The sequence below is a fragment of the Candidatus Ishikawaella capsulata Mpkobe genome (genome assembly GCF_000828515.1).
Lineage (GTDB): Bacteria > Pseudomonadota > Gammaproteobacteria > Enterobacterales > Enterobacteriaceae > Ishikawella > Ishikawella capsulata.
The window spans coordinates 569,911-589,469 of sequence record NZ_AP010872.1 but is presented as its reverse complement, the minus strand read 5'-3'; the positions used below and the strand labels follow the sequence as shown (position 1 = coordinate 589,469).

At 31.3% G+C, this 19,559-nt stretch carries 17 protein-coding genes; 6 read left to right on the top strand and 11 right to left on the bottom strand.

The window, feature by feature from the left end:
• Positions 1-61: 61 nt before the first annotated feature.
• Positions 62-817 (bottom strand): hydroxyacylglutathione hydrolase, encoded by a 756-nt coding sequence (gene gloB / locus ICMP_RS02560; protein WP_041069657.1) that lies wholly within the window; start codon positions 815-817, stop codon positions 62-64.
• A 228-nt stretch (positions 818-1,045) separates the two neighbouring features.
• Positions 1,046-1,510 (bottom strand): ribonuclease HI, encoded by a 465-nt coding sequence (gene rnhA / locus ICMP_RS02555; protein ID WP_041070178.1) that lies wholly within the window; start codon positions 1,508-1,510, stop codon positions 1,046-1,048.
• Between the two features lie 52 nt (positions 1,511-1,562).
• Between rnhA and dnaQ the strand changes: the two genes are divergently transcribed.
• From dnaQ to puuE, 3 genes are read left to right on the top strand one after another with little or no spacing between them, the layout of a single operon-like run.
• Positions 1,563-2,288, top strand: a complete 726-nt coding sequence (dnaQ, locus tag ICMP_RS02550; RefSeq protein ID WP_041069654.1) for a DNA polymerase III subunit epsilon — start codon at positions 1,563-1,565, stop codon at positions 2,286-2,288.
• Between the two features lie 8 nt (positions 2,289-2,296).
• A complete protein-coding gene (locus ICMP_RS02545; protein ID WP_041069651.1) occupies positions 2,297-3,022 on the top strand; it encodes an aspartate/glutamate racemase family protein in 726 nt (241 codons plus the stop codon).
• A 17-nt stretch (positions 3,023-3,039) separates the two neighbouring features.
• Positions 3,040-3,981, top strand: a complete 942-nt coding sequence (gene puuE / locus ICMP_RS02540) for an allantoinase PuuE (protein WP_041069649.1) — start codon at positions 3,040-3,042, stop codon at positions 3,979-3,981.
• A 16-nt stretch (positions 3,982-3,997) separates the two neighbouring features.
• Here the strand turns inward: puuE and ICMP_RS02535 are convergent, their stop codons facing one another.
• Genes ICMP_RS02535 through ICMP_RS02530 form a run of 3 tightly spaced genes read right to left on the bottom strand, consistent with a single transcriptional unit; the run spans position 3,998 to position 7,183 of the window.
• The gene (locus tag ICMP_RS02535; RefSeq protein WP_041069645.1) at positions 3,998-5,410 is read right to left on the bottom strand and encodes an AtzE family amidohydrolase; all 1,413 of its coding nucleotides are present in this window, start codon (positions 5,408-5,410) and stop codon (positions 3,998-4,000) included.
• Positions 5,411-5,421: 11 nt separating this feature from the next.
• The gene (locus ICMP_RS03395; protein ID WP_158386972.1) at positions 5,422-5,583 is read right to left on the bottom strand and encodes an AtzG-like protein; all 162 of its coding nucleotides are present in this window, start codon (positions 5,581-5,583) and stop codon (positions 5,422-5,424) included.
• Between the two features lie 7 nt (positions 5,584-5,590).
• Positions 5,591-7,183 carry a gamma-glutamyltransferase family protein gene (locus ICMP_RS02530; RefSeq protein ID WP_041069642.1) on the bottom strand — a complete coding sequence of 531 codons (1,593 nt, stop codon included), beginning with the start codon at positions 7,181-7,183 and terminating at the stop codon, positions 5,591-5,593.
• Positions 7,184-7,428: 245 nt separating this feature from the next.
• On the opposite strand from ICMP_RS02530, the gene ICMP_RS02525 reads away from it, so the two are divergent.
• The 3 genes from ICMP_RS02525 to cspE all read left to right on the top strand — a co-directional run bounded on the left by ICMP_RS02525 (position 7,429) and on the right by cspE (position 10,336).
• The gene (locus ICMP_RS02525) at positions 7,429-8,673 is read left to right on the top strand and encodes a pyridoxal-phosphate-dependent aminotransferase family protein (protein WP_041069639.1); all 1,245 of its coding nucleotides are present in this window, start codon (positions 7,429-7,431) and stop codon (positions 8,671-8,673) included.
• On the top strand, positions 8,666-9,928 hold the full coding sequence (hpxK, locus tag ICMP_RS02520; protein WP_041069636.1) for an allantoate amidohydrolase: 1,263 nt from the start codon (positions 8,666-8,668) through the stop codon (positions 9,926-9,928). The genes ICMP_RS02525 and hpxK overlap by 8 nt, the downstream gene beginning before the upstream one ends.
• Before the next feature lie 189 nt (positions 9,929-10,117).
• Positions 10,118-10,336, top strand: a complete 219-nt coding sequence (gene cspE / locus ICMP_RS02515) for a transcription antiterminator/RNA stability regulator CspE (RefSeq protein ID WP_041069633.1) — start codon at positions 10,118-10,120, stop codon at positions 10,334-10,336.
• A gap of 63 nt (positions 10,337-10,399) precedes the next feature.
• On the opposite strand, the gene lipA is transcribed toward cspE, so the two are convergent.
• From lipA to leuS, 6 genes are all read right to left on the bottom strand, one after another.
• Positions 10,400-11,368: a lipoyl synthase gene (gene lipA / locus ICMP_RS02510; RefSeq protein WP_041069631.1), complete on the bottom strand. Its 969-nt coding sequence runs from the start codon at positions 11,366-11,368 to the stop codon at positions 10,400-10,402.
• 103 nt (positions 11,369-11,471) lie between these two features.
• Positions 11,472-12,110 (bottom strand): lipoyl(octanoyl) transferase LipB, encoded by a 639-nt coding sequence (gene lipB / locus ICMP_RS02505; protein ID WP_041069628.1) that lies wholly within the window; start codon positions 12,108-12,110, stop codon positions 11,472-11,474.
• Between the two features lie 148 nt (positions 12,111-12,258).
• Complete coding sequence (gene rodA / locus ICMP_RS02500) at positions 12,259-13,338, bottom strand: rod shape-determining protein RodA (RefSeq protein WP_041069625.1); 1,080 nt, start codon at positions 13,336-13,338, stop codon at positions 12,259-12,261.
• Between the two features lie 62 nt (positions 13,339-13,400).
• Positions 13,401-15,227, bottom strand: a complete 1,827-nt coding sequence (gene mrdA / locus ICMP_RS02495; RefSeq protein ID WP_052456836.1) for a penicillin-binding protein 2 — start codon at positions 15,225-15,227, stop codon at positions 13,401-13,403.
• A 528-nt stretch (positions 15,228-15,755) separates the two neighbouring features.
• Positions 15,756-16,781 (bottom strand): DNA polymerase III subunit delta, encoded by a 1,026-nt coding sequence (gene holA, locus ICMP_RS02490; RefSeq protein WP_041069623.1) that lies wholly within the window; start codon positions 16,779-16,781, stop codon positions 15,756-15,758.
• Between the two features lie 100 nt (positions 16,782-16,881).
• Entirely contained in the window at positions 16,882-19,479 is a 2,598-nt protein-coding gene (gene leuS, locus ICMP_RS02485; protein ID WP_041069620.1) for a leucine--tRNA ligase, read from the bottom strand.
• Positions 19,480-19,559 lie beyond the last annotated feature (80 nt).

The following is a 19,559-nucleotide window of genomic DNA, read 5'->3' as shown; positions in this document are numbered from 1 at the left end:
TACCATATGTATATAAATTTTTATTATTATTTAAGTTATAATAAAATAGTGAGAACCATACCTAACTATTAAAATGATCTTTTAAGTATCGCAAATGAGCAAATGTTGTAATTTCATCTTCATACTTTATAAAGAGAGTATTTAATCTAATGTCCTTGATACGGAAGAAGATATTTATTTTCTTTTCTTGATATAATCTTGTGGGTACACTCTTAGCACCCTTAGCTATTAATTTACTGACTTGTTCATAATATTTAATAAGTTCTTGATCTTGAGGGAGAATACCCATAGCGAATTCTATGTTAGATAGAGTATACTCATGAGCGCAATATAATAATGTTTCATCAGGTAACTGACGTATTTTTTCTAAAGATTTGTACATTTCTTGTACTGTGCCTTCACAAATACGCCCACAACCTCCGGAAAATATTGTATCCCCACAAAAAAGAAAAGGATGACTATAATATGATATATGTCCTAACGTATGACCAGGAGTTAAAAGCACCGTAAATTCGTATCCTAAAATTTGTAATTTTCTTCCTTCAGTAACGATGTTAATAGATTTATTGCTTTTTTGTGTTTCTTGGGGTCCATAAACTATGATATTTGGATAAATTTTACAAATTTTTTTTACACCACCTACATGATCTTGATGATGGTGAGTTAAAAAAATAGCTTTTGGTTTCCAATAATACTGTTTTATTTGTTCTAAAACTGGTTGTGATTCACCAGGATCCACAATAATACAATTATTGTATTTATCTATAATAAACCAAATATAATTATCATTTAAAGCGCTAATACCAGTTACTTTCATAAATTTGACTTTTAAATAAAATTTAATTCACATTAAATTAAAACTTTTAAGTATTTTTTAATGATATATTTCGTAATAGGAATAATATAAATCCACTTGAATGATTACCAGATTATTATACTGATATTTGATATAAATAAAGATATACTTAACATTGATTTGCTAGATTATTCTGATAATATAAAATATATTGTAACTACAAAATATTTGTAATATCTATATATTACATTATTTATAACCCTTATCTTCAAAGGTTGGATGTGTAGCAGCAAAACGTGCTAATTTATCACAACGTTCATTTTCTGGATGACCAATATGACTTTTTATCCATTGCCAAATTATTTGATGTTGATGAATATTTTTATCTAGGCGTTGCCACAAATCCATATTTTTAATGGGTTTTTTATTAGCTTTCTGCCATCCAGATTTCTTCCAGATATGGATCCAAGATTTAATACCTTGAAGTAGATACTTACTATCTGTTCTTAATATAATTTTGCAAGGTTGATTTAATGATTCTAAACCTGTTATAGCGGCCATCAATTCCATGCGATTGTTAGTAGTTAAATAATATCCAGCACTCAGTTCTTTTTCATGAGAATGATAACGAACGATAGTACTGTAGCCTCCGGGCCCAGGATTACCAATACAAGAACCATCAGTAAATATTTCTACCAGTTTATTATTATACATTATATTTTTGGTAGACTTGTAATTTAACATATTTTAATAATAGATTCATTGTATGAGTACTTTAGATAATCGTCAAATTATTCTTGATACTGAAACCACTGGTATAAATACCATGGGTATTCATTATGAAGGTCATCGTATCATTGAAATAGCTGCGGTTGAAATAATTAATAGAAAAATAACAGGCAATAGCTTTCATACCTATGTAAATCCCAATAGATCTGTAGATAGTGAAGCTTTTCACATACACGGAATTTCGGATAAATTTCTAGCTGATAAACCAACTTTTAGCGAAATAGCTGATAAATTTATTAAATATATTAAAGGAACAGAGTTAATCATTCATAATGCCTCCTTTGATATTGGATTTATAAACAATGAATTTACAATTTTGAATCTGGCGGTAGGTAAGATAGAAAATCTTTGTAAAATAATTGATAGTTTAATCTTAGCAAGAAAGATATTTCCAGGGAAACGTAATAGTTTAGATGCGTTATGTTCTCGCTATAAAATAGATAATAAACAACGAGAACTACATGGAGCACTCATAGATGCTAAAATACTTGCAAAAGTTTACTTAGCTATGACTAGTGGACAAACATTAATAGATTTTTCTTCACACAATGAATTAAATTCATTTACAAATAATAATAAAACCATTATTCCTCAATTATCATCCTTAATTGTAATTAAAGCTAATGAAAAAGAACTTTTAGCTCATGAATCTCAACTAGATATTATTACTCAAAGCAGTGGTAATTGCCTTTGGCGAAAATAAGGATTAAAATGCATTTAATACAAGTAATTAACCCCAATACAAGTGTAAATATTACAAATGTTATTCAAAAAGCTGCTTGTGCTGTTGCGTTTGCAGGCACAAAAATTATTGCGGTATCACCATGTCAAGGTATTTCGTCTATTGAAGGTCATTTCGATGAAGCGATCGCGACTATGTGCGTGTTGGAACAAATAAAACAGGGAAAAGAAAGAGGTGTTCATGGTCATATTATCGCTTGTTTTGGAGATCCTGGGCTTTTAGCTGCGCGTGAATTTGCTGATGGGCCAGTTATTGGCATTGCTGAAGCAGCTATGCATATAGCAAGTTTAATTGCTACAAGATTTTCTATTATTACTACACTTCCTCGTACGTTTAATATCATTCGCAATTTATTACAAAGATATGGTTTTATTTCTCAATGTGTAGCATTACACGCTATTAATATGCCAGTATTATCATTAGAGGATGATTCAGTATATCAAAAAGTTTATGAACTCTGCCTAAAAGTAAAACAAAAAGATGGTAGTGGTGCAATAGTACTTGGTTGCAGTGGAATGGCAAATTTAGCAAGCAAATTAACAAAAGTACTAGGAGTACCAGTAATTGATGGTGTTAGTTCTGCCGTAAAATTAGTAGAATCTGTGTTATCTCTTGGTATTAGTACAAGTAAACATGGTGATTTAGCATATCCATTGCCAAAAAAAATAACAGGTTATTTTGAAGCTCTTAATTAATAAATGTAAAAAAATAAATGAACAAAATAAAATATAATGAAACATATTCGCGAGATATGGTTGGATATAGTAAAAATCCACCACATGCTTCTTGGCCTAATAATGCAAATGTAGCTTTACAATTTGTATTAAATTATGAAGAAGGCGCTGAAAGTAATATACTACATGGGGATACTGGTTCAGAACATTTTCTTTCAGAAATTATTAATTGCATGAGCTATGCGGATAGACACATGTCTATGGAATCAATTTATGAATATGGTTCTAGAGTGGGATTTTGGCGAATTTATAAAGAATTTTATAAACGACAATTACCTTTAACTATATTTGGAGTAGCAATGGCTTTAGCACGTAATCGTGACATTGTAGATGCCATCAAAGAAGCTAAATATGATGTAGTAAGTCATGGATGGCGATGGATTAATTATCAAAAAGTCGATGTAGTAACAGAAAAGCAGCATATAGATCAGGCTGTTAATGTACTTACCGAACTGTTTGGTAAAGTTCCTACTGGTTGGTATACGGGACGAGATAGTCCAAATACTCGTCGCCTAATAGTAGAACAGGGTAATTTCTTATATGATAGCGATTATTATGGAGACGATTTGCCTTTTTGGATGAAAGTAGCATGTCATGACAACACAGAAAAACTACATCTAATTATTCCTTATACATTAGAATGTAATGATATGAGATTTGTAACATCATCTGGTTTTAATACATCTGAACAATTCTTCAACTATCTGCGGGATACTTTTGATGTATTTTATGCAGAAGGTGAAACATGTCCCAAAATGATGTCAATAGGAATGCATTGTAGGTTGCTTGGAAGACCAGGACGCTTCCGTGCTTTACAACGTTTCTTGGATTATATTCAGAAGTATGACAAAATTTGGGTTTGTACTAGACAACAAATAGCAGATCATTGGATGTGCATGCATCCTTATAATATTAACTAAAAAGTAGTGATTATTTTTATTGCGGATTTTTAATTTTTTCTTTTATATTCATGGGTGCTAAAGTTAGTCCTTGATCTTCAAGGATTCGAGAAGCTCTTAATACAAGATCTTCTCTAAAATGTTTTCCTATTAATTGGATCCCTATAGGTAAACCAATAGGAGTATTAAATGGTACAATACACACTGGTAAGCCTATAAATGATATTGGTTGAGTTAGCATTCCCATACTTACTCTGGGAGAGATTTCATATCCATTAATAGATATTTTAGTCTGACCAATAGTTGTAGCACAGCAAGGAGTAGCAGGAGCGATTAATATATCAAATTTTTTCATTAAACACGATACACGTTGGTAAAAATAGCGACGAAAACGTTGAGCTTGTAAATACCATCTAGTAGGTATCATAGCTCCTGCTAGTAATCTTTCTCGTGAAAGCGGTTCAAAATATTCTGGAGACTTACATAAGTCAGGTAGATAATGATGACCTCCTTCCGTAGCAGTTATAATAAAAGCTGCTGAACGTGCTAAACCTGCTTCAGGTATGATAATTTCTTCTTCGGTATTTAAACTATTAGCAGCTTTAAATAGAGTGTTACGAGTTAGATGATCACACCAATCAGTGAAAAAACCAGTTAGCAATGCACAACGAAGTTTGTTATAATTTTTATTAATTATAGGAAATGTAGGCTTATTAATACGATTAATCTGAAAAATATCCTTGCTATCTCGTCCTTGCAAAACATCATATACTAAAGCTAAATCTTCCGTATTACGAGCAAAATGTCCTACATGATCGAGACTGGTTACAAAAGGATAAACACCTCTTCTTGATAAACGACCGAAAGTGGGTTTTAATGCAAAAGTTCCGCATAGTGATGCTGGTACCCTAATAGATCCATTAGTATCAGTTCCCAAAGAAAAATGAACTAAACCTGAAGCTACCGCTGCTGCAGATCCTCCTGAAGAACCTCCAGCTATACGTGATATATCATGGGGATTATGTGTAGCTCCATAATAACTATTCTCCGTTGTGAAACCATAAGCATAAGCATCCATATTAAGCATACCAGACAGAATGGCACCTGCTCTCTTCAATTTATGAATTACCCAAGCATCTTGATATGCAACAGGACGGTTAGCAAATAATTTAGAACCTACTAAAGTAGTGTGACCAGATACATCAAATAAATTTTTTACTGCATATGGAATACCTGCTAAAATAGGTAGAGTCTCTTTATTACGATATTTTTGATCTATTTTTTCAGCTTCTGTTATCATGCGTTGATAAGTTACTTCCGTCCAAGCATTTAATATCGGATTATAATATGCAATATCTTGCAAAGTCTGTTTTGCTATGTCAAGTGCGCTGATTTTACCTGTTATAATTAACTTTCTAAGTTGATTTATACTTAAGGTAGAAAATGTCATTATCCATTACCTTATAAATAATTTTCTAAAGGAAAATTTATTAGTGGTTCAGCTATTTCTGCTATATACATGAACTGTTCAACTAATTGAGAAAAGCGTTTTTCATCTACTTCTACATTAAATAATTTATTCATTTGTCTTAGATAATTTTGATATTCTATTTGATTTTTCATGGTTTCCTTAAAACCCTGCAGCACTACCGTTGCTACGTGGATCATATGCTCCTTCAATCATGCCATTAACATGACGAACAATAGCTCCAGCATGACCAACTAGTTCACTAAAATTCGGTAATATTTCGATACTATGTCCAAGTTTACGTAAAATGTCTATAGTTCCAGTGGTAAAACGTCCTTCTAACTTCAAAGTATTAGAAGATTTTCCCCAATGGCGTCCTATCAACCATCTGGGCGCGCTTATTGCTTCTTGTAATGACATTTTTTGAATAACATATCGATTAAAAATAGCTGCTTGTGTTTGTGGTTGCCCATCACCACCCATAGAACCATAAACCAGAACACGTCCATCTTTTAAACAGGCTAAGGCTGGATTAAGAGTATGAAACGGTTTTTTCCGCGGAGCAAGAGTCAGCAAATTGTTATGCCGTAAATTAAAAGAAGCACCACGATTATGCCAAATAATTCCTGTCTCAGGAATTACTACACCACTACCAAATTCATGATAAATACTTTGAATAAAAGAAATCGCCATACCAGTTTTATCTATGATACCCATCCAAACAGTGTCTCCACTTTTACACATAGTATTTACTGAAGTAGCAAATTGATCACTGATTTTTTTAGCAATATTTTTCATGTAATTGCTAAGTAGTAATTTTTGTAAATTTTCAGTCATATATTGATTATCAATAATATATTTGTCTCTTACCGCAAAAGCTTCTTTAGTAGCCTCAACTATACGATGTATAGTTTGTATCTCATTAGCATGTACCATATCCAAATTATCAATAATACTGAGTATTGCTAATGATACTATTCCTTGCGTAGGAGGTGCCATATTCCATATATCGCCTTGACTATGTTTTAAATGAAGAGGGTCAGAGCAACGTGCATAATGTGTTTGCAAATCTTGTATAGTTAAGGGAATACCAATTTTTTTTATATTTTTAATCAATTTCTGAGAGAAATTTCCTCTATAAAAACTATCTAATCCTTCTTCTGCTAGTTGTTTTAAAGTATTGGCTAAATCCTTTTGTATAAAACGATCTCCTGGACACGGGATATTACCATCTGGTATAAATGTAGCAGCAAAACCAGGTAAGGAAACGAGCTCATGCAATTTAGATTTAATCGCTGATACTTGAGAAACTGTCACAGGAATGCCATCAGTAGCATATTGAATAGCATCTCTCAGTAGACGTGATAGGGGAATAGATTTTTTGTGGACTATTTCTTTGGATATCTGCAATGCTTCAATCCATCCACTAACTGTACCTGCTACAGTTATAGCGGATTTATTACCACGATAAGGAATATGACTATTACCATGATAATAATTAATACATGCTAAAGAACCGGAAGCACCACTAGCATCAATTGCAATAGGCTTACAATCTGTAGGTAATAATATCAGCCAAAAACCATCGCCTCCTAAACCACTCATATGAGGATATACTACACTAATAGTAGCTGCTGCTGAAATCATTGCTTCTATAGCATTACCACCTTCACGTAATATTGCTAATGCACTTTCAGTAGCAAGATGATGAGGAGTAACGACCATACTAGATGGTGCTATATTGCTATATATCATTATATGCTCATATTTTTTATATATTAATATAAATAAAACTTGAATTTTAATAAAATCGATTTTTATAATAACAATCAATTATCTTGAAATCAATAATTATTTATTATACTTAGGATAAAGTATATATAATGAAATTGTTTTTAATGTTACATTAATAGTTACATTATGTTACCTAAAATTGCACATAGCAGAAACTACTAATCCATCTTTAATAAACAGGAATAATATCATAAGGATATGTTTTAATGGATATTAATCGATACTCACAAATTAATCCTCCTCAACGTTTGTTAATGGGACCTGGACCTATTAATGCTGATCCTCGAGTACTTCGCGCTATGTCGACACAGCTGATTGGCCAATATGATCCAGTAATGACACATTATATGAATGAGGTAATGGAATTATATCGCAAAATTTTTTGTACAGATAATTATTGGACCATGCTCATTAATGGTACTTCAAGAGCAGGTATTGAGGCTATATTATTATCAGCTATTTGTCCAGGAGATAAGGTACTAGTTCCTGTATTTGGAAGATTTGGATACTTATTGTGTGAAATTGCACACCGTTGTCGAGCAAAAGTAAATTTACTGGAAACTCAATGGGGCACTGTATTTACACCTGATCAAATAGAAGATGAAATAAAAAAAATAAAACCAAAATTTTTACTAATTGTACATGGTGATACTTCTACTACTATGATACAACCTTTAAAAGATATTGGAGAAATTTGTAAAAAATACCATGTAATTTTTTATACCGATGCTACAGCTTCTATAGGTGGTAACGAATTAGAAACTGATCTCTGGGGACTAGATGCAGTATCTGCTGGAATGCAAAAATGTTTAGGTGGCCCTTCGGGTACAGCGCCAATTACTATTAGTCATCAAATGAAAGAAATAATCAGACACCGTAAATGTGTAGAAAAGGGAATTCGTACGGTAGAGCATAAAGATGGTGATGGAGAAATAATTTATTCTAATTACTTTGATATTAGCATGATTATGGATTATTGGGGTCCAGAGCGCTTAAATCATCATACTGAAGCTACAACAGCTTTATTTGGGGCTCGTGAATGTGCACGTGTGATTTTAAAAGATGGTCTTAAAAAAAATATTGCACGTCATAAATTACATGGTGATGCAATGTTAAAAGGCATTCAGGGAATGGGATTAAAATTATTTGGTAATATTGAGCACAAAATGCACAATATACTTGGTGTGATAATTCCTAAGGGGGTTAATGGAGAGCAAGTACGAAAATTCATGTTAGAAGATTTTGGTATCGAAATTGGTACTTCTTTTGGACCTTTACATGGAAAAATATGGCGTATTGGTACTATGGGATATAATGCACGTAAAGATTGTGTATTACAAACTTTAGCTTGCTTAGAACAAGTACTTAATTTAGTTGGCTTCCCAATGATTCCTGGTGCTGCAGTAGAATCTGCTTTAGAGCATTATTCTTTGGAAAACATTCATGTATAAATGTTTGATGACTATTGAAGAAGCGCAAATAGCTGCATCTCGTGTCATGCAACGTTGTAATGAATTAGCAAAGATTAGTGAAATAGATAATGGTATAACACGAGTTTATTTGTCAGCAGAGCATTTACGTGCTAACACTTTAGTTGGAGAGTGGATGGTAGTAGCTGGACTGCAAATTTGGCAAGATGCAGTTGGCAATATATGTGGACGCTATGAAGGAGAGAAGGTAGCAGCATCAGCTATTTTGCTGGGTTCTCATCTTGATACAGTTCATAATGCTGGGCGGTATGATGGTATACTTGGTGTATTAAGTGCTATTGAAATAGTTTCTTGGTTAAATAAACATAAATTGCATTTACCTTTAGCAATAGAGGTTATTGGTTTTTGTGATGAAGAAGGTATAAGATTTAGTATTACTTTACTAGGCAGTCGTGCACTGACAGGAACTTGGGAGGAAAGTTGGATTACATGTAAAGATAGTTCTGGTATTACAATCGCAGAAGCCATGAAAAATGTAGGTTTAGATGCAAGTAACATTAGTGCAGCTAAACGCAATATTAAAGATATTACGGCATATTTAGAACTGCATATAGAACAAGGACCTTGTCTGTATAAAGAAAATATTGCACTTGGTGTAGTAACGGGAATAAATGGAGCTCGTCGTTTAAACTGTTCTTTTATTGGTAAATCTGGACATGCTGGAACATTACCGATGCATTATAGAAAAGATGCCTTATCGGCCGCTGCCGAATGGATTGTATTCGTGGAACATACCACTAAAAGGTATAATTCTTACTTGGTAGCTACAGTAGGAAAATTGCATTGTTCTCCTGGCTCAGTTAACGTAATACCTGGAGAAGTACATTTAACTTTAGATATACGTGGTCCCGAAGATGTATTGATAGAAAAATTGTTATCTATATTATTAGATCAAGCACATATAATATCACTAAATAGAGGATTACGTTTTTATTCAAATCAATATTATCGTATTGACTCTACAGTTTGTGATGATAACCTAAAACGGATTATTGAACATTCTGTAAAATTTGTACAAAATCGTAGTATAACTTTATCTAGTGGTGCTGGTCATGATGCTGTAGCTATAGCAGAACGCTGGCCAGTAGCTATGCTATTTGTACGTTGCGATCGTGGTATTAGTCATCACCCCAAAGAATTAGTAACAGAAAATGATGTAGCATTAGGCATACAAGCATATATGCAAGCTATTTATTGGATTGCTAAAAAAAAATAATTTGAGAAGCTTTATTAGCTAAAATGATTTTTTATCAATAAATTTTTATTTCCTCCGTACACGAACATTTTGGAAATAAAAAAATTATATTTTTTTTAAATCATGCTGGACAAATGTTACAGTAACTGCTGTACTATTCATCGACACATTTCAGTGTTTATTTTCATGTAAAAATAATAGGTAATATAGATGTCTTCTTCTAAGAAAAAAGGTAATGTTAAGTGGTTTAATGAATCTAAAGGATTCGGTTTTATTACACCTGAAGATGGTAGTAAAGATGTTTTCGTACATTTTTCTGCTATTCAAGGTCAAGGATTTAAAACTCTTGCTGAGGGTCAGTCAGTAGAGTTTGAAATTACCGAAGGTGCCAAAGGTCCTTCTGCTGCTAATGTTACCAGCCTGAATTAATAATCAGGCAGAAAAACCCGCTGAAAGCGGGTTTTTTGTTTTCTATATTCAACTTGATATTTATTACTTTACTTCTAAGCCCATAGCTTGAAGATTTGCATGGTAGGAAGAGCGAACAAGAGGACCACAAGCCACATGAGTAAATCCTAATTTTAATGCGGTTTCTTTAATAATTTGGAATTCTACTGGACTAACATAACGTTTAACTGGCAAATGATAACGACTAGGTTGTAAATATTGACCTAATGTCAACATGGTAACATTATGATCACGTAGATCTTGTATAACAGAAAAAACTTCTTGATTGTTTTCTCCTAAACCTAACATCAAACCAGATTTTGTAGGAACATTGGGATTCATTTGATTAAAATTTTTTAATAATTTAAGAGAATTTTTATAATTAGCACCAGGACGTATTGTTTTATAAAGTCGCGGAACATTTTCCAAATTATGATTAAAAATATCCGGTGTTGTCTTAGTAAAGATACTCAGTGCTTGATCCATACATCCACGAAAATCTGGTACTAAAATTTCTATTTTTATATTAATATTTTTTTCACGAATAGCCTTGATACATTGTACAAAGTGTTGTGCACCTCCATCGTGTAAATCGTCGCGGTTTACTGATGTGATCACTACATAATTTAATGCTAATTCATGAATAGTTGCCGCAAGATTAAGTGGTTCTTTTATATTAGGTCTATATGGACGACCATATGCTACATTACAAAATGGACAACGCCGTGTACAAATATCTCCTAATATCATAAAAGTAGCGGTACCATTGTTAAAACATTCTGTTAAATTCGGACAAGCTGCTTCTTCACAAACAGAGTAAAGACCATTGTTGCGAATGATATTTTTAATATTTTTCACACGACTATTATCTGCAGGTAGTTTAATCCTTACCCATGGGGGTTTACATATTGGTTTTTGATTGTCATGAAATATTTCTTTAGTAGGGATGATATTTTTAATCTTTTCATTGCCACGATATTTAGCATGGCTTATTATTTGACTAGATTTGCTCATAAAATTACATGCTCAAATAGATTTTTTTATAAGAATATGGTATATTGATATGATCAATAATAACTATTATTGATCATATCAATATACCTACGTCTATTTAATTTTAAGTTAAATAAGTAATTTTTTCATATCCTGCAAGGCGAGCAAAAACATCAGCTAATTTAAACCCTACTTCTTTCACAGTAATTTCAGGTTTAAATTCACTTAATTGTGTCATTTGCATACCTACATAACCACAAGGATTAATCGATAAAAAGGGATTTAAGTCCATTGCTACATTTACCGCCAAACCATGCAAGGAACAACCTTTTTGGATACGCAAACCAAGAGAACAAATTTTTTTTTTGTTAACATAAACTCCAGGTGCTTCAGGATAAGAGTAAGAGTTTATTCCATAATATTGTAAAGTAGTAATTACTGTTTTTTCCAGTAATAAAACTAGTTTGCTTACATTAAGCTTACGTCGTTTAATATCAATAAGTACATACATAATTTGTTGACCTGGGCCATGATATGTAGTCTGTCCACCACGATCACTATGAACAATTGGAATATTATTTAGCATAAATAAATTGTTTTTCTTACATGATTTACCTTGTGTAAAAATCGGTGGGTGCTCAACTAACCAAAGTTCATCATTGCTATATTCATTACGCTGATTTGTAAACAAATGCATGGCATCCGACGTAATTTCCCAATTAAGCAAACCAAGTTTACGTACTAAAATAATATTTGATAACAAAATCAGATCTAATTATATATAATAAGTTTGAGTTGACATATTAAAATAATATTTGCTAGTTATTAATACTACAAATATTACAATATGTTTCTTAATTAAAGAATTAATATTTTTGTATATATTATTTTGCAATATAATCCTATCATTATCATGAATGAGTATCTATAGAAATAATCATTCCAAAACCAGCCATTAGAATAACTAAAGCCGAACCACCATAACTTATTAATGGCAAAGGTATACCGACAACAGGTATAATTCCGCTTACCATACTAATATTTATAACAATATAGCAGAATAACATCATAATCAATTCGCTAGCTATAATACGCTCAAACATAGAATATGCTTTTGATGCTATTATTAAACCACGTATAATTAATAATATATAAAGTAAAAGCAACAATGATATACCTATCATTCCTAACTCTTCAGCTAATACTGAAAATATAAAATCAGTAGTAGTCTCCGGTATAAAATTTAGTTGAGATTGTGTTCCATGCAAAAAACCCTTACCCCAAATACCTCCAGACCCTATAGCAATTTTAGATTGAATAATGTTATAACCTGCATTAAGTCGATATAATTCAGGATTAAACATTGTACGAATACGCCTTCGTTGATAATCATGCATTAAACAAAACCAAAATATTGGACCCAAAACAATAATTAAAAACATTACTATACTAATTAGTATCCAACTTATACCAGATAAAAACAAGACTAATATACCAGAAAAGGCAATTAAAACAGAGGTACCAAGATCAGGTTGTATAGCAACTAAAATTGTTGGTATTATAATTATTATTAGAGCAATGCCCGTACTTTTCAAAGTAGGAGGATAGACGTCCCGATTAAGATAAGAAGCCACCATTAATGGTATCGCTATTTTTGCCATTTCAGATGGTTGAAAATGTAATAACCATAAATTCATCCAACGATGAGATCCTTTAGTGAGATGTCCAAATATATCTACAATCATTAATAATAAAATACACAATCCGTAAATATAAGGGGCTGATTTTTGATAAATATAAGGTGGATACTGAGCTATAAATAGCATTATCAACAAGCCAATTATTATCTGAAATAATCTAAGCTCCATCATATTAATATTTTGATTACTAGCACTCCACAAGATCATAAAACCATATATTAATAAACCAAAAATGATAATCACTAGATGATCAATATGAATACGCATCCAAATGGAATTTTTATTGTTCATATAAACTATTCTTGATATATACTCTCCGTACCGTAGGATCTTTTATGCAAAATAACTATGCATTATTTACCTAAAATAATATGATCTAATATATTTCGCATGATATGTCCTATTTTTTGCTTACCACAACCTCCATTTTCTAATATTAGAGTAATAGCTATGGTAGGTTTATCATAAGGTGCAAAAGCGTTCATTAATTTATGATCACGCATATTTATAGCTATAGTCTTTAAATTATACTTATCACGTTTTTTTATACTAAAAAGTTGAGCAGTACCAGATTTTGCAGCAATTTTATAAGTAGTCTTATTAAATACAGAAAATGCTGTTCCATTTTTACTATTTGCCACTCCATACATACCATCTTTAACAATCTTCCAAGTGGAAGATTTAATCTCTTTAATAACATTATCGGGAAAATTATGATAATATATCTTTTTATTATTTACACATATATAGCGTAATAAGTGAGGTATTTTTATTAAACCGTTACTAATTAATGTAATTAAAGCCTTATGTATTTGTAAGGGAGTAGTACTAAAATAACCCTGACCTATACCCAAAGGGATAGTATCCCCTGTATACCAATAATTATGTAAAGTATGTTTTTTCCATTCCCGTGTTGGCACATTTGCGGGATTTTCCTTTGGTAAATCGATACCTGTAAGTATGCCGAACCCAAATTTCTGCATCCATTCAGATATGCGATGTATTCCCAAGTTATATGCGACTTGATAAAAAAACGTGTCAGATGATTCTTCTAAAGCTTTTCTGATAGTTATATAGCTAAGTCCCTTTTTTTTCCAGTCATAGTAACGTGTCTTGGATCCTGGTAATTTCCACAACCTTGCATCTAATAGTTTAGTATTCTCATAAAGAATACCCGTGCTTAATGCGGCAATTGCCATATATGGTTTAATTGTAGAAGCCGGTGGATAAACAGCTTGGGTCCCCCGATTATATAAGGGTTTATTATTCTCTTCTGATAACTTTTCATAAGTTTTTTGTGATACCCCATTGACGAATAAATTAGGATTATAACTAGGAGTAGATACGAATGCTACAATTTCACCGGTATTTGGATCACTAACGATAACTATAGCGCGTTCACCAGCTAAAATATTATAAATGTATTGCTGAAGTTCAAGATCTATAGTTAACCATATATCTTTTCCAACTTCAGGATATTTGTAGTCTAATTGACGCACTACTCTACTAGTGTTATTCACTTGTAATTTCTTATAGCCATCTATTCCATAAAGTAATTTGTTGTAATAATTTTCAATACCTGACATACCAATTGGTTTATAAACACAAGTTTGATATTTATCATCTTTGTTAATATCTCCCTCAGGAGAAACATAACCAATTACATGTGCCAAGATTGAACCATATGGATAATATCTTTGTGAAGATGTTGTTATTTTAATATCAGGAAAAAGGTAATGACTAACTGATAATCTGACAATTTGATTATAATTGAGATTATTCTTTAATACAATGGGATTCCATTTACCATCATGCTCTTCTTTTTCTTTAAAAAGATTTATCTCCTCATCCGTAAGATCAATAATCGGTTTCAGTTGGTATAGTGTTTTTTCTATATTATTAACCTTTTCAGGTATTAATTCTAATTGATATATAATACGATCCCATGCCAATAATATTCCATTACGGTCATAAATGTTACCTCTATTAGGGTTTATAGATAAAAACTGTATATGATTCAAAGTAGCAAGAATATTATTCTCTTTAAATTGCAGGATTTGTAAATAGTAGATTTTTATTAATACAATGCACATTATAAAAATAATCAAGCAAATACATACACTTATTCTGCGAATAAATATTTCTTTTCCTAGGCAATTATTTAACTTTTCAATAGCAATTTTCCTTTGTTAGTTTAAAGCTATGTTAATTTTATTAATCAAAACAATTACTCTATACACCATAAGTATTTGTATTAGTTTTCACAGAGCTAATATATGTATTTTCCATAGATAGTAAATCAAATTGAAGTACAACTAATATGCTTATAGCAAATATCATTTAATTATTTATGATATAATTAATAAAATTATTTAACATTGCTCGAAACTATTACGAATCTCTGTTGCTGATATTTAATAAATAAGTATTATCTTTAATCCGGCAGAAACATTATATAATTTGTTAACCATTTTTTTATTTATTTTTTCTATAAATTGAAATCCTGGATATTTACCACTGAACAAATGATTAAAAATATTGCCTGCAATGCCCATGTCTTAAATTAAATAATGTCATCCATAAAACTAATTGTTTATTACAACCTAATAATATTATTAAAATTATTAAGTTATCAATTGTAACCGTCTTGGATATTATTTCACTTTGATCAATTTTAAATATTGTAATATTAATAATAGCTAATTGAATTATTCAATAAATTGGACATTCGTAATATTCACTATTATTAGAGAGATTGTTTCTAATGCTGACCAAAATGAATAATTGTAGTTTTGCTTGAAAGATAATTCCACTTTAGTCAGTAAATGTAAAATATAATTCAATCTAGATAGGTTAATTCTTTTACAAGCAGTCAAATAAATTTGACGGCGATTCTTCCAAAAGCAATATTTATTTATTAAAACATTTAAAGGTAACTTATTATTTGTCCGATGTATTTTCAATAATTGCAAGAGATCATATTGTAAAATTCTTAACAATACTAGTCTTTCTACATCTGATTTAGCTAAACTTTGCAAAATATATAAAGAACGTTCAGCCTTTCCTTCTAGCAGCGCATCTATCCAATGATAAGGACTAAAACAAGCAGAATAATTTATAATTTTATCTATACAATCGTTTGTTAATTCATTAGTAAGAGAAAGTAACCGAAGCAATTCTAGTATTTGAGTTAACGCCAATAAATTGCCTTCATAATAGTAACAAATTTTTTCAATAGCTTGATTATTAAGTGCTAGTTGAATGGATTTAGCTCGTTGCTTGACCCAATAAGGCAGCTGCCTTTGATTTGGAGTTAAGCAAACGACCATTATAATTTTTTTTGCCAAAAATTTTAACAAATATTTATTTTCATATGTTTTTGTTTTTTGTTCGTTTTTTAATATGACTAAAATATCTTTAGGTAATACATTTAACAATTTAATTAAAGCACGATAATTTAAAGCTATGAAATTTTTTTCAGACAATATTAGTGTTAATATTTTGCGTTTATTGAATAAACCACCAGACTGACATTTAGTGTATATCTCATTCCAATTGGTATGCAAATTTAACACAATACTATTGTGTTCGCTAAATCCTTGATTTAATGCAGTGCTACGAAGAATTAAATAACTTTCTTCAAGTAAGAAAGGATCGTTACCGTATAGCCAATAAGCATTATTTAATCCTTTGTTAAGATGTTCTTGTAGTTGTTCAGCATAAATTTCAATCATAGTAATATGAATTGCTCAAAAATCATTAATTATTTAATAAGCTAAATTTAGGTTTAGCATTTGCTAATTTATATATATATTGATAATATCAAAATTATTTTTATGAATTGCTTTTCACGACGATATTCAGTAATTTACCATTGACATAAATTACTTTTTGGATCTTACCATTAGTAAGATATTTTTTTATAACTGCTTGTTGCAAGGCGATTAATTCTACTTCTTCAGCATTAGTTTTCGGAGAAATAAAAATTTTTGTTCGAGTTTTACCATTAATTTGTACTATTATCATTAATAAATCATCTTTGATTGCTTTATCATCTGCAATAGGCCAAGAAGCATTGTCAATTATTGAATTACCATCTAAAGCTTGCCATAGTACATAACTTATATGAGGAGTAAAGGGATAAAGTAAACGAATTATAGCTAGCAAACATTCTTGAATTAAAGCACGATCTTGTTCAGTTTTTTTAGAGGCACGAGTAAGTTTATTGGTAAATTCCATGATAGATGCAATTGCAGTATTAAAAGTTTGACGTCTGCCGATATCATCAGATACTTTCTTTATAGTTTTGTGTAGATCTCTGCGGAGATTTTTCTGTTCATTATTTAAGCTAAGTATATTAAGCTCCTTAGTTACACCACTTTTTACATGTTCATAAACAAGTTTCCATATTTTATTTAGAAAACGATGTATACCCTCTATTCCAAATTCTTGCCATTCTAATGTTTTCTGTACAGGAGCAGCAAACATGATAAATAAACGTACAGTATCAGCTCCGTAACGTTTTACCATTACTGCTGGATCTATACCGTTGTTTTTTGATTTGGACATTTTACTAATACCTGCATAAATTAATGCCCGTCCTGTATGCTTATCTGTTGCTTTTATTATGTGTCCTTGCTTATCACGCTTTATAGTAACATCTATTGGTGAAATCCATTTGCGTTCTCCGTTAGAGTCCAGATAATAAAAAGAATCAGCTACTACCATACCCTGACAAATAAGACGTTTTGCAGGTTCATTGCATGTAATAAATCCAGCATCTCGCAAAAGTTTATGATAAAAACGAAAATACATTAAATGCATAATAGCATGTTCAATGCCACCTATATATTGATCAATTGGTAACCAATAATTTGCTGCTTTAGTATTTATCATACCTTTATCATAGTTTACACAAGTATAACGTGCATAATACCATGATGACTCCATAAAGGTATCAAACGTGTCAGTTTCACGTAAAGCTAATTGACCATTATTAAGTCTGATGTTTGCCCATTCTAAATCCGATTTAAGCGGATTACTGGTTCCATCTATTATGACATTTTCTGGTAAGATAACTGGCAACTGATCATCAGGTGTTGGTATTATAGAACCATCGGATAGTGTTAACATCGGGATAGGAGTACCCCAATAACGTTGACGGGATACTCCCCAATCACGTAGTCTATAATGGATTTTATAAATTCCCGCACCTTTACTTATTAAGGCGTCATTTATTTTTTTAGATGCAGATTTATTATCTAATCCACTGAATATACCAGAATTACATAATATTCCTTTATTAATCATAGCACCCTTAGTTAAATCTGGTATATTGCCGTTTAATTCCAGAATAACTGGTTTAATAGGTAAACCGTATTTAATTGCAAATTCCCAATCGCGTTGATCATGAGCAGGAACTCCCATTATAGCTCCAGTACCATATTCCATTAATACGAAGTTAGAAATCCATATTGGTATTTTTTCGCCACTCAAAGGATGTAAAGCTAATAAATTACTATCAATTCCTTTTTTCTCCATTGTTAATATATCTGCTTCTGCTACTTTAAGATTACGACAGGTAATTATAAAATCAGCGATCATAGAGTTTTTAGTTGCACTGTGAATAGCTAATGGATGGTTTGCGGCTATGGATAGATAAGTTATACCCATTACAGTGTCTGGTCTAGTCGTGTATACAGTAATTTTTTTATCATCATTAATAATATTAAAAAGTATTTCTATGCCTTCAGAACGACCTATCCAATTACGTTGCATGGTTTTAACTTGTTCCGGCCATCCATCTAAATTATCTAATTCATTTAACAATTCTTCTGCATAATGGGTAATTTTTATAAACCATTGTGGAATTTCTTTATATTTTACTTTTGCATCACATCTCCAACAACATCCATTGAGTACCTGTTCATTTGCCAGTACTGTGCGATCATTTGGACACCAATTGACAGCTGCTGTTTTTTTATAAACTAATCCTTTCTTATATAATTGCGTAAAAAACCATTGTTCCCACCGATAAAATTCAGGGTGACAAGTAGTTAATTCACGACTCCAATCATAAGCAAATCCCAATTGTTTAAGCTGATTTTTCATATAAATAATATTATTATATGTCCAGATAGCAGGTGCTATATTATTGTTTATAGCTGCATTTTCTGCTGGGAGACCAAAAGCATCCCAACCAATAGGTTGCATTACGTTTTTACCAAGCATACGTTGATAACGTGCAATTACATCTCCAATAGTATAATTGCGAACATGTCCCATATGTAAACGTCCCGAAGGATATGGTAACATAGAAAGGCAATAATATTTCTCTTTTTCTAGATCTTCAGTGACTTTAAATGTGTTATTTTCCTCCCAGTAACTCTGAACATAAGACTCTACTTCTTGTGGACAATATTGGTCTTGCATATAATTTATTGATCCTTAGTAATATTAGTTTTGAATAAAATTCAATAATACTTTAATTTATATATACTCTGACCACACCT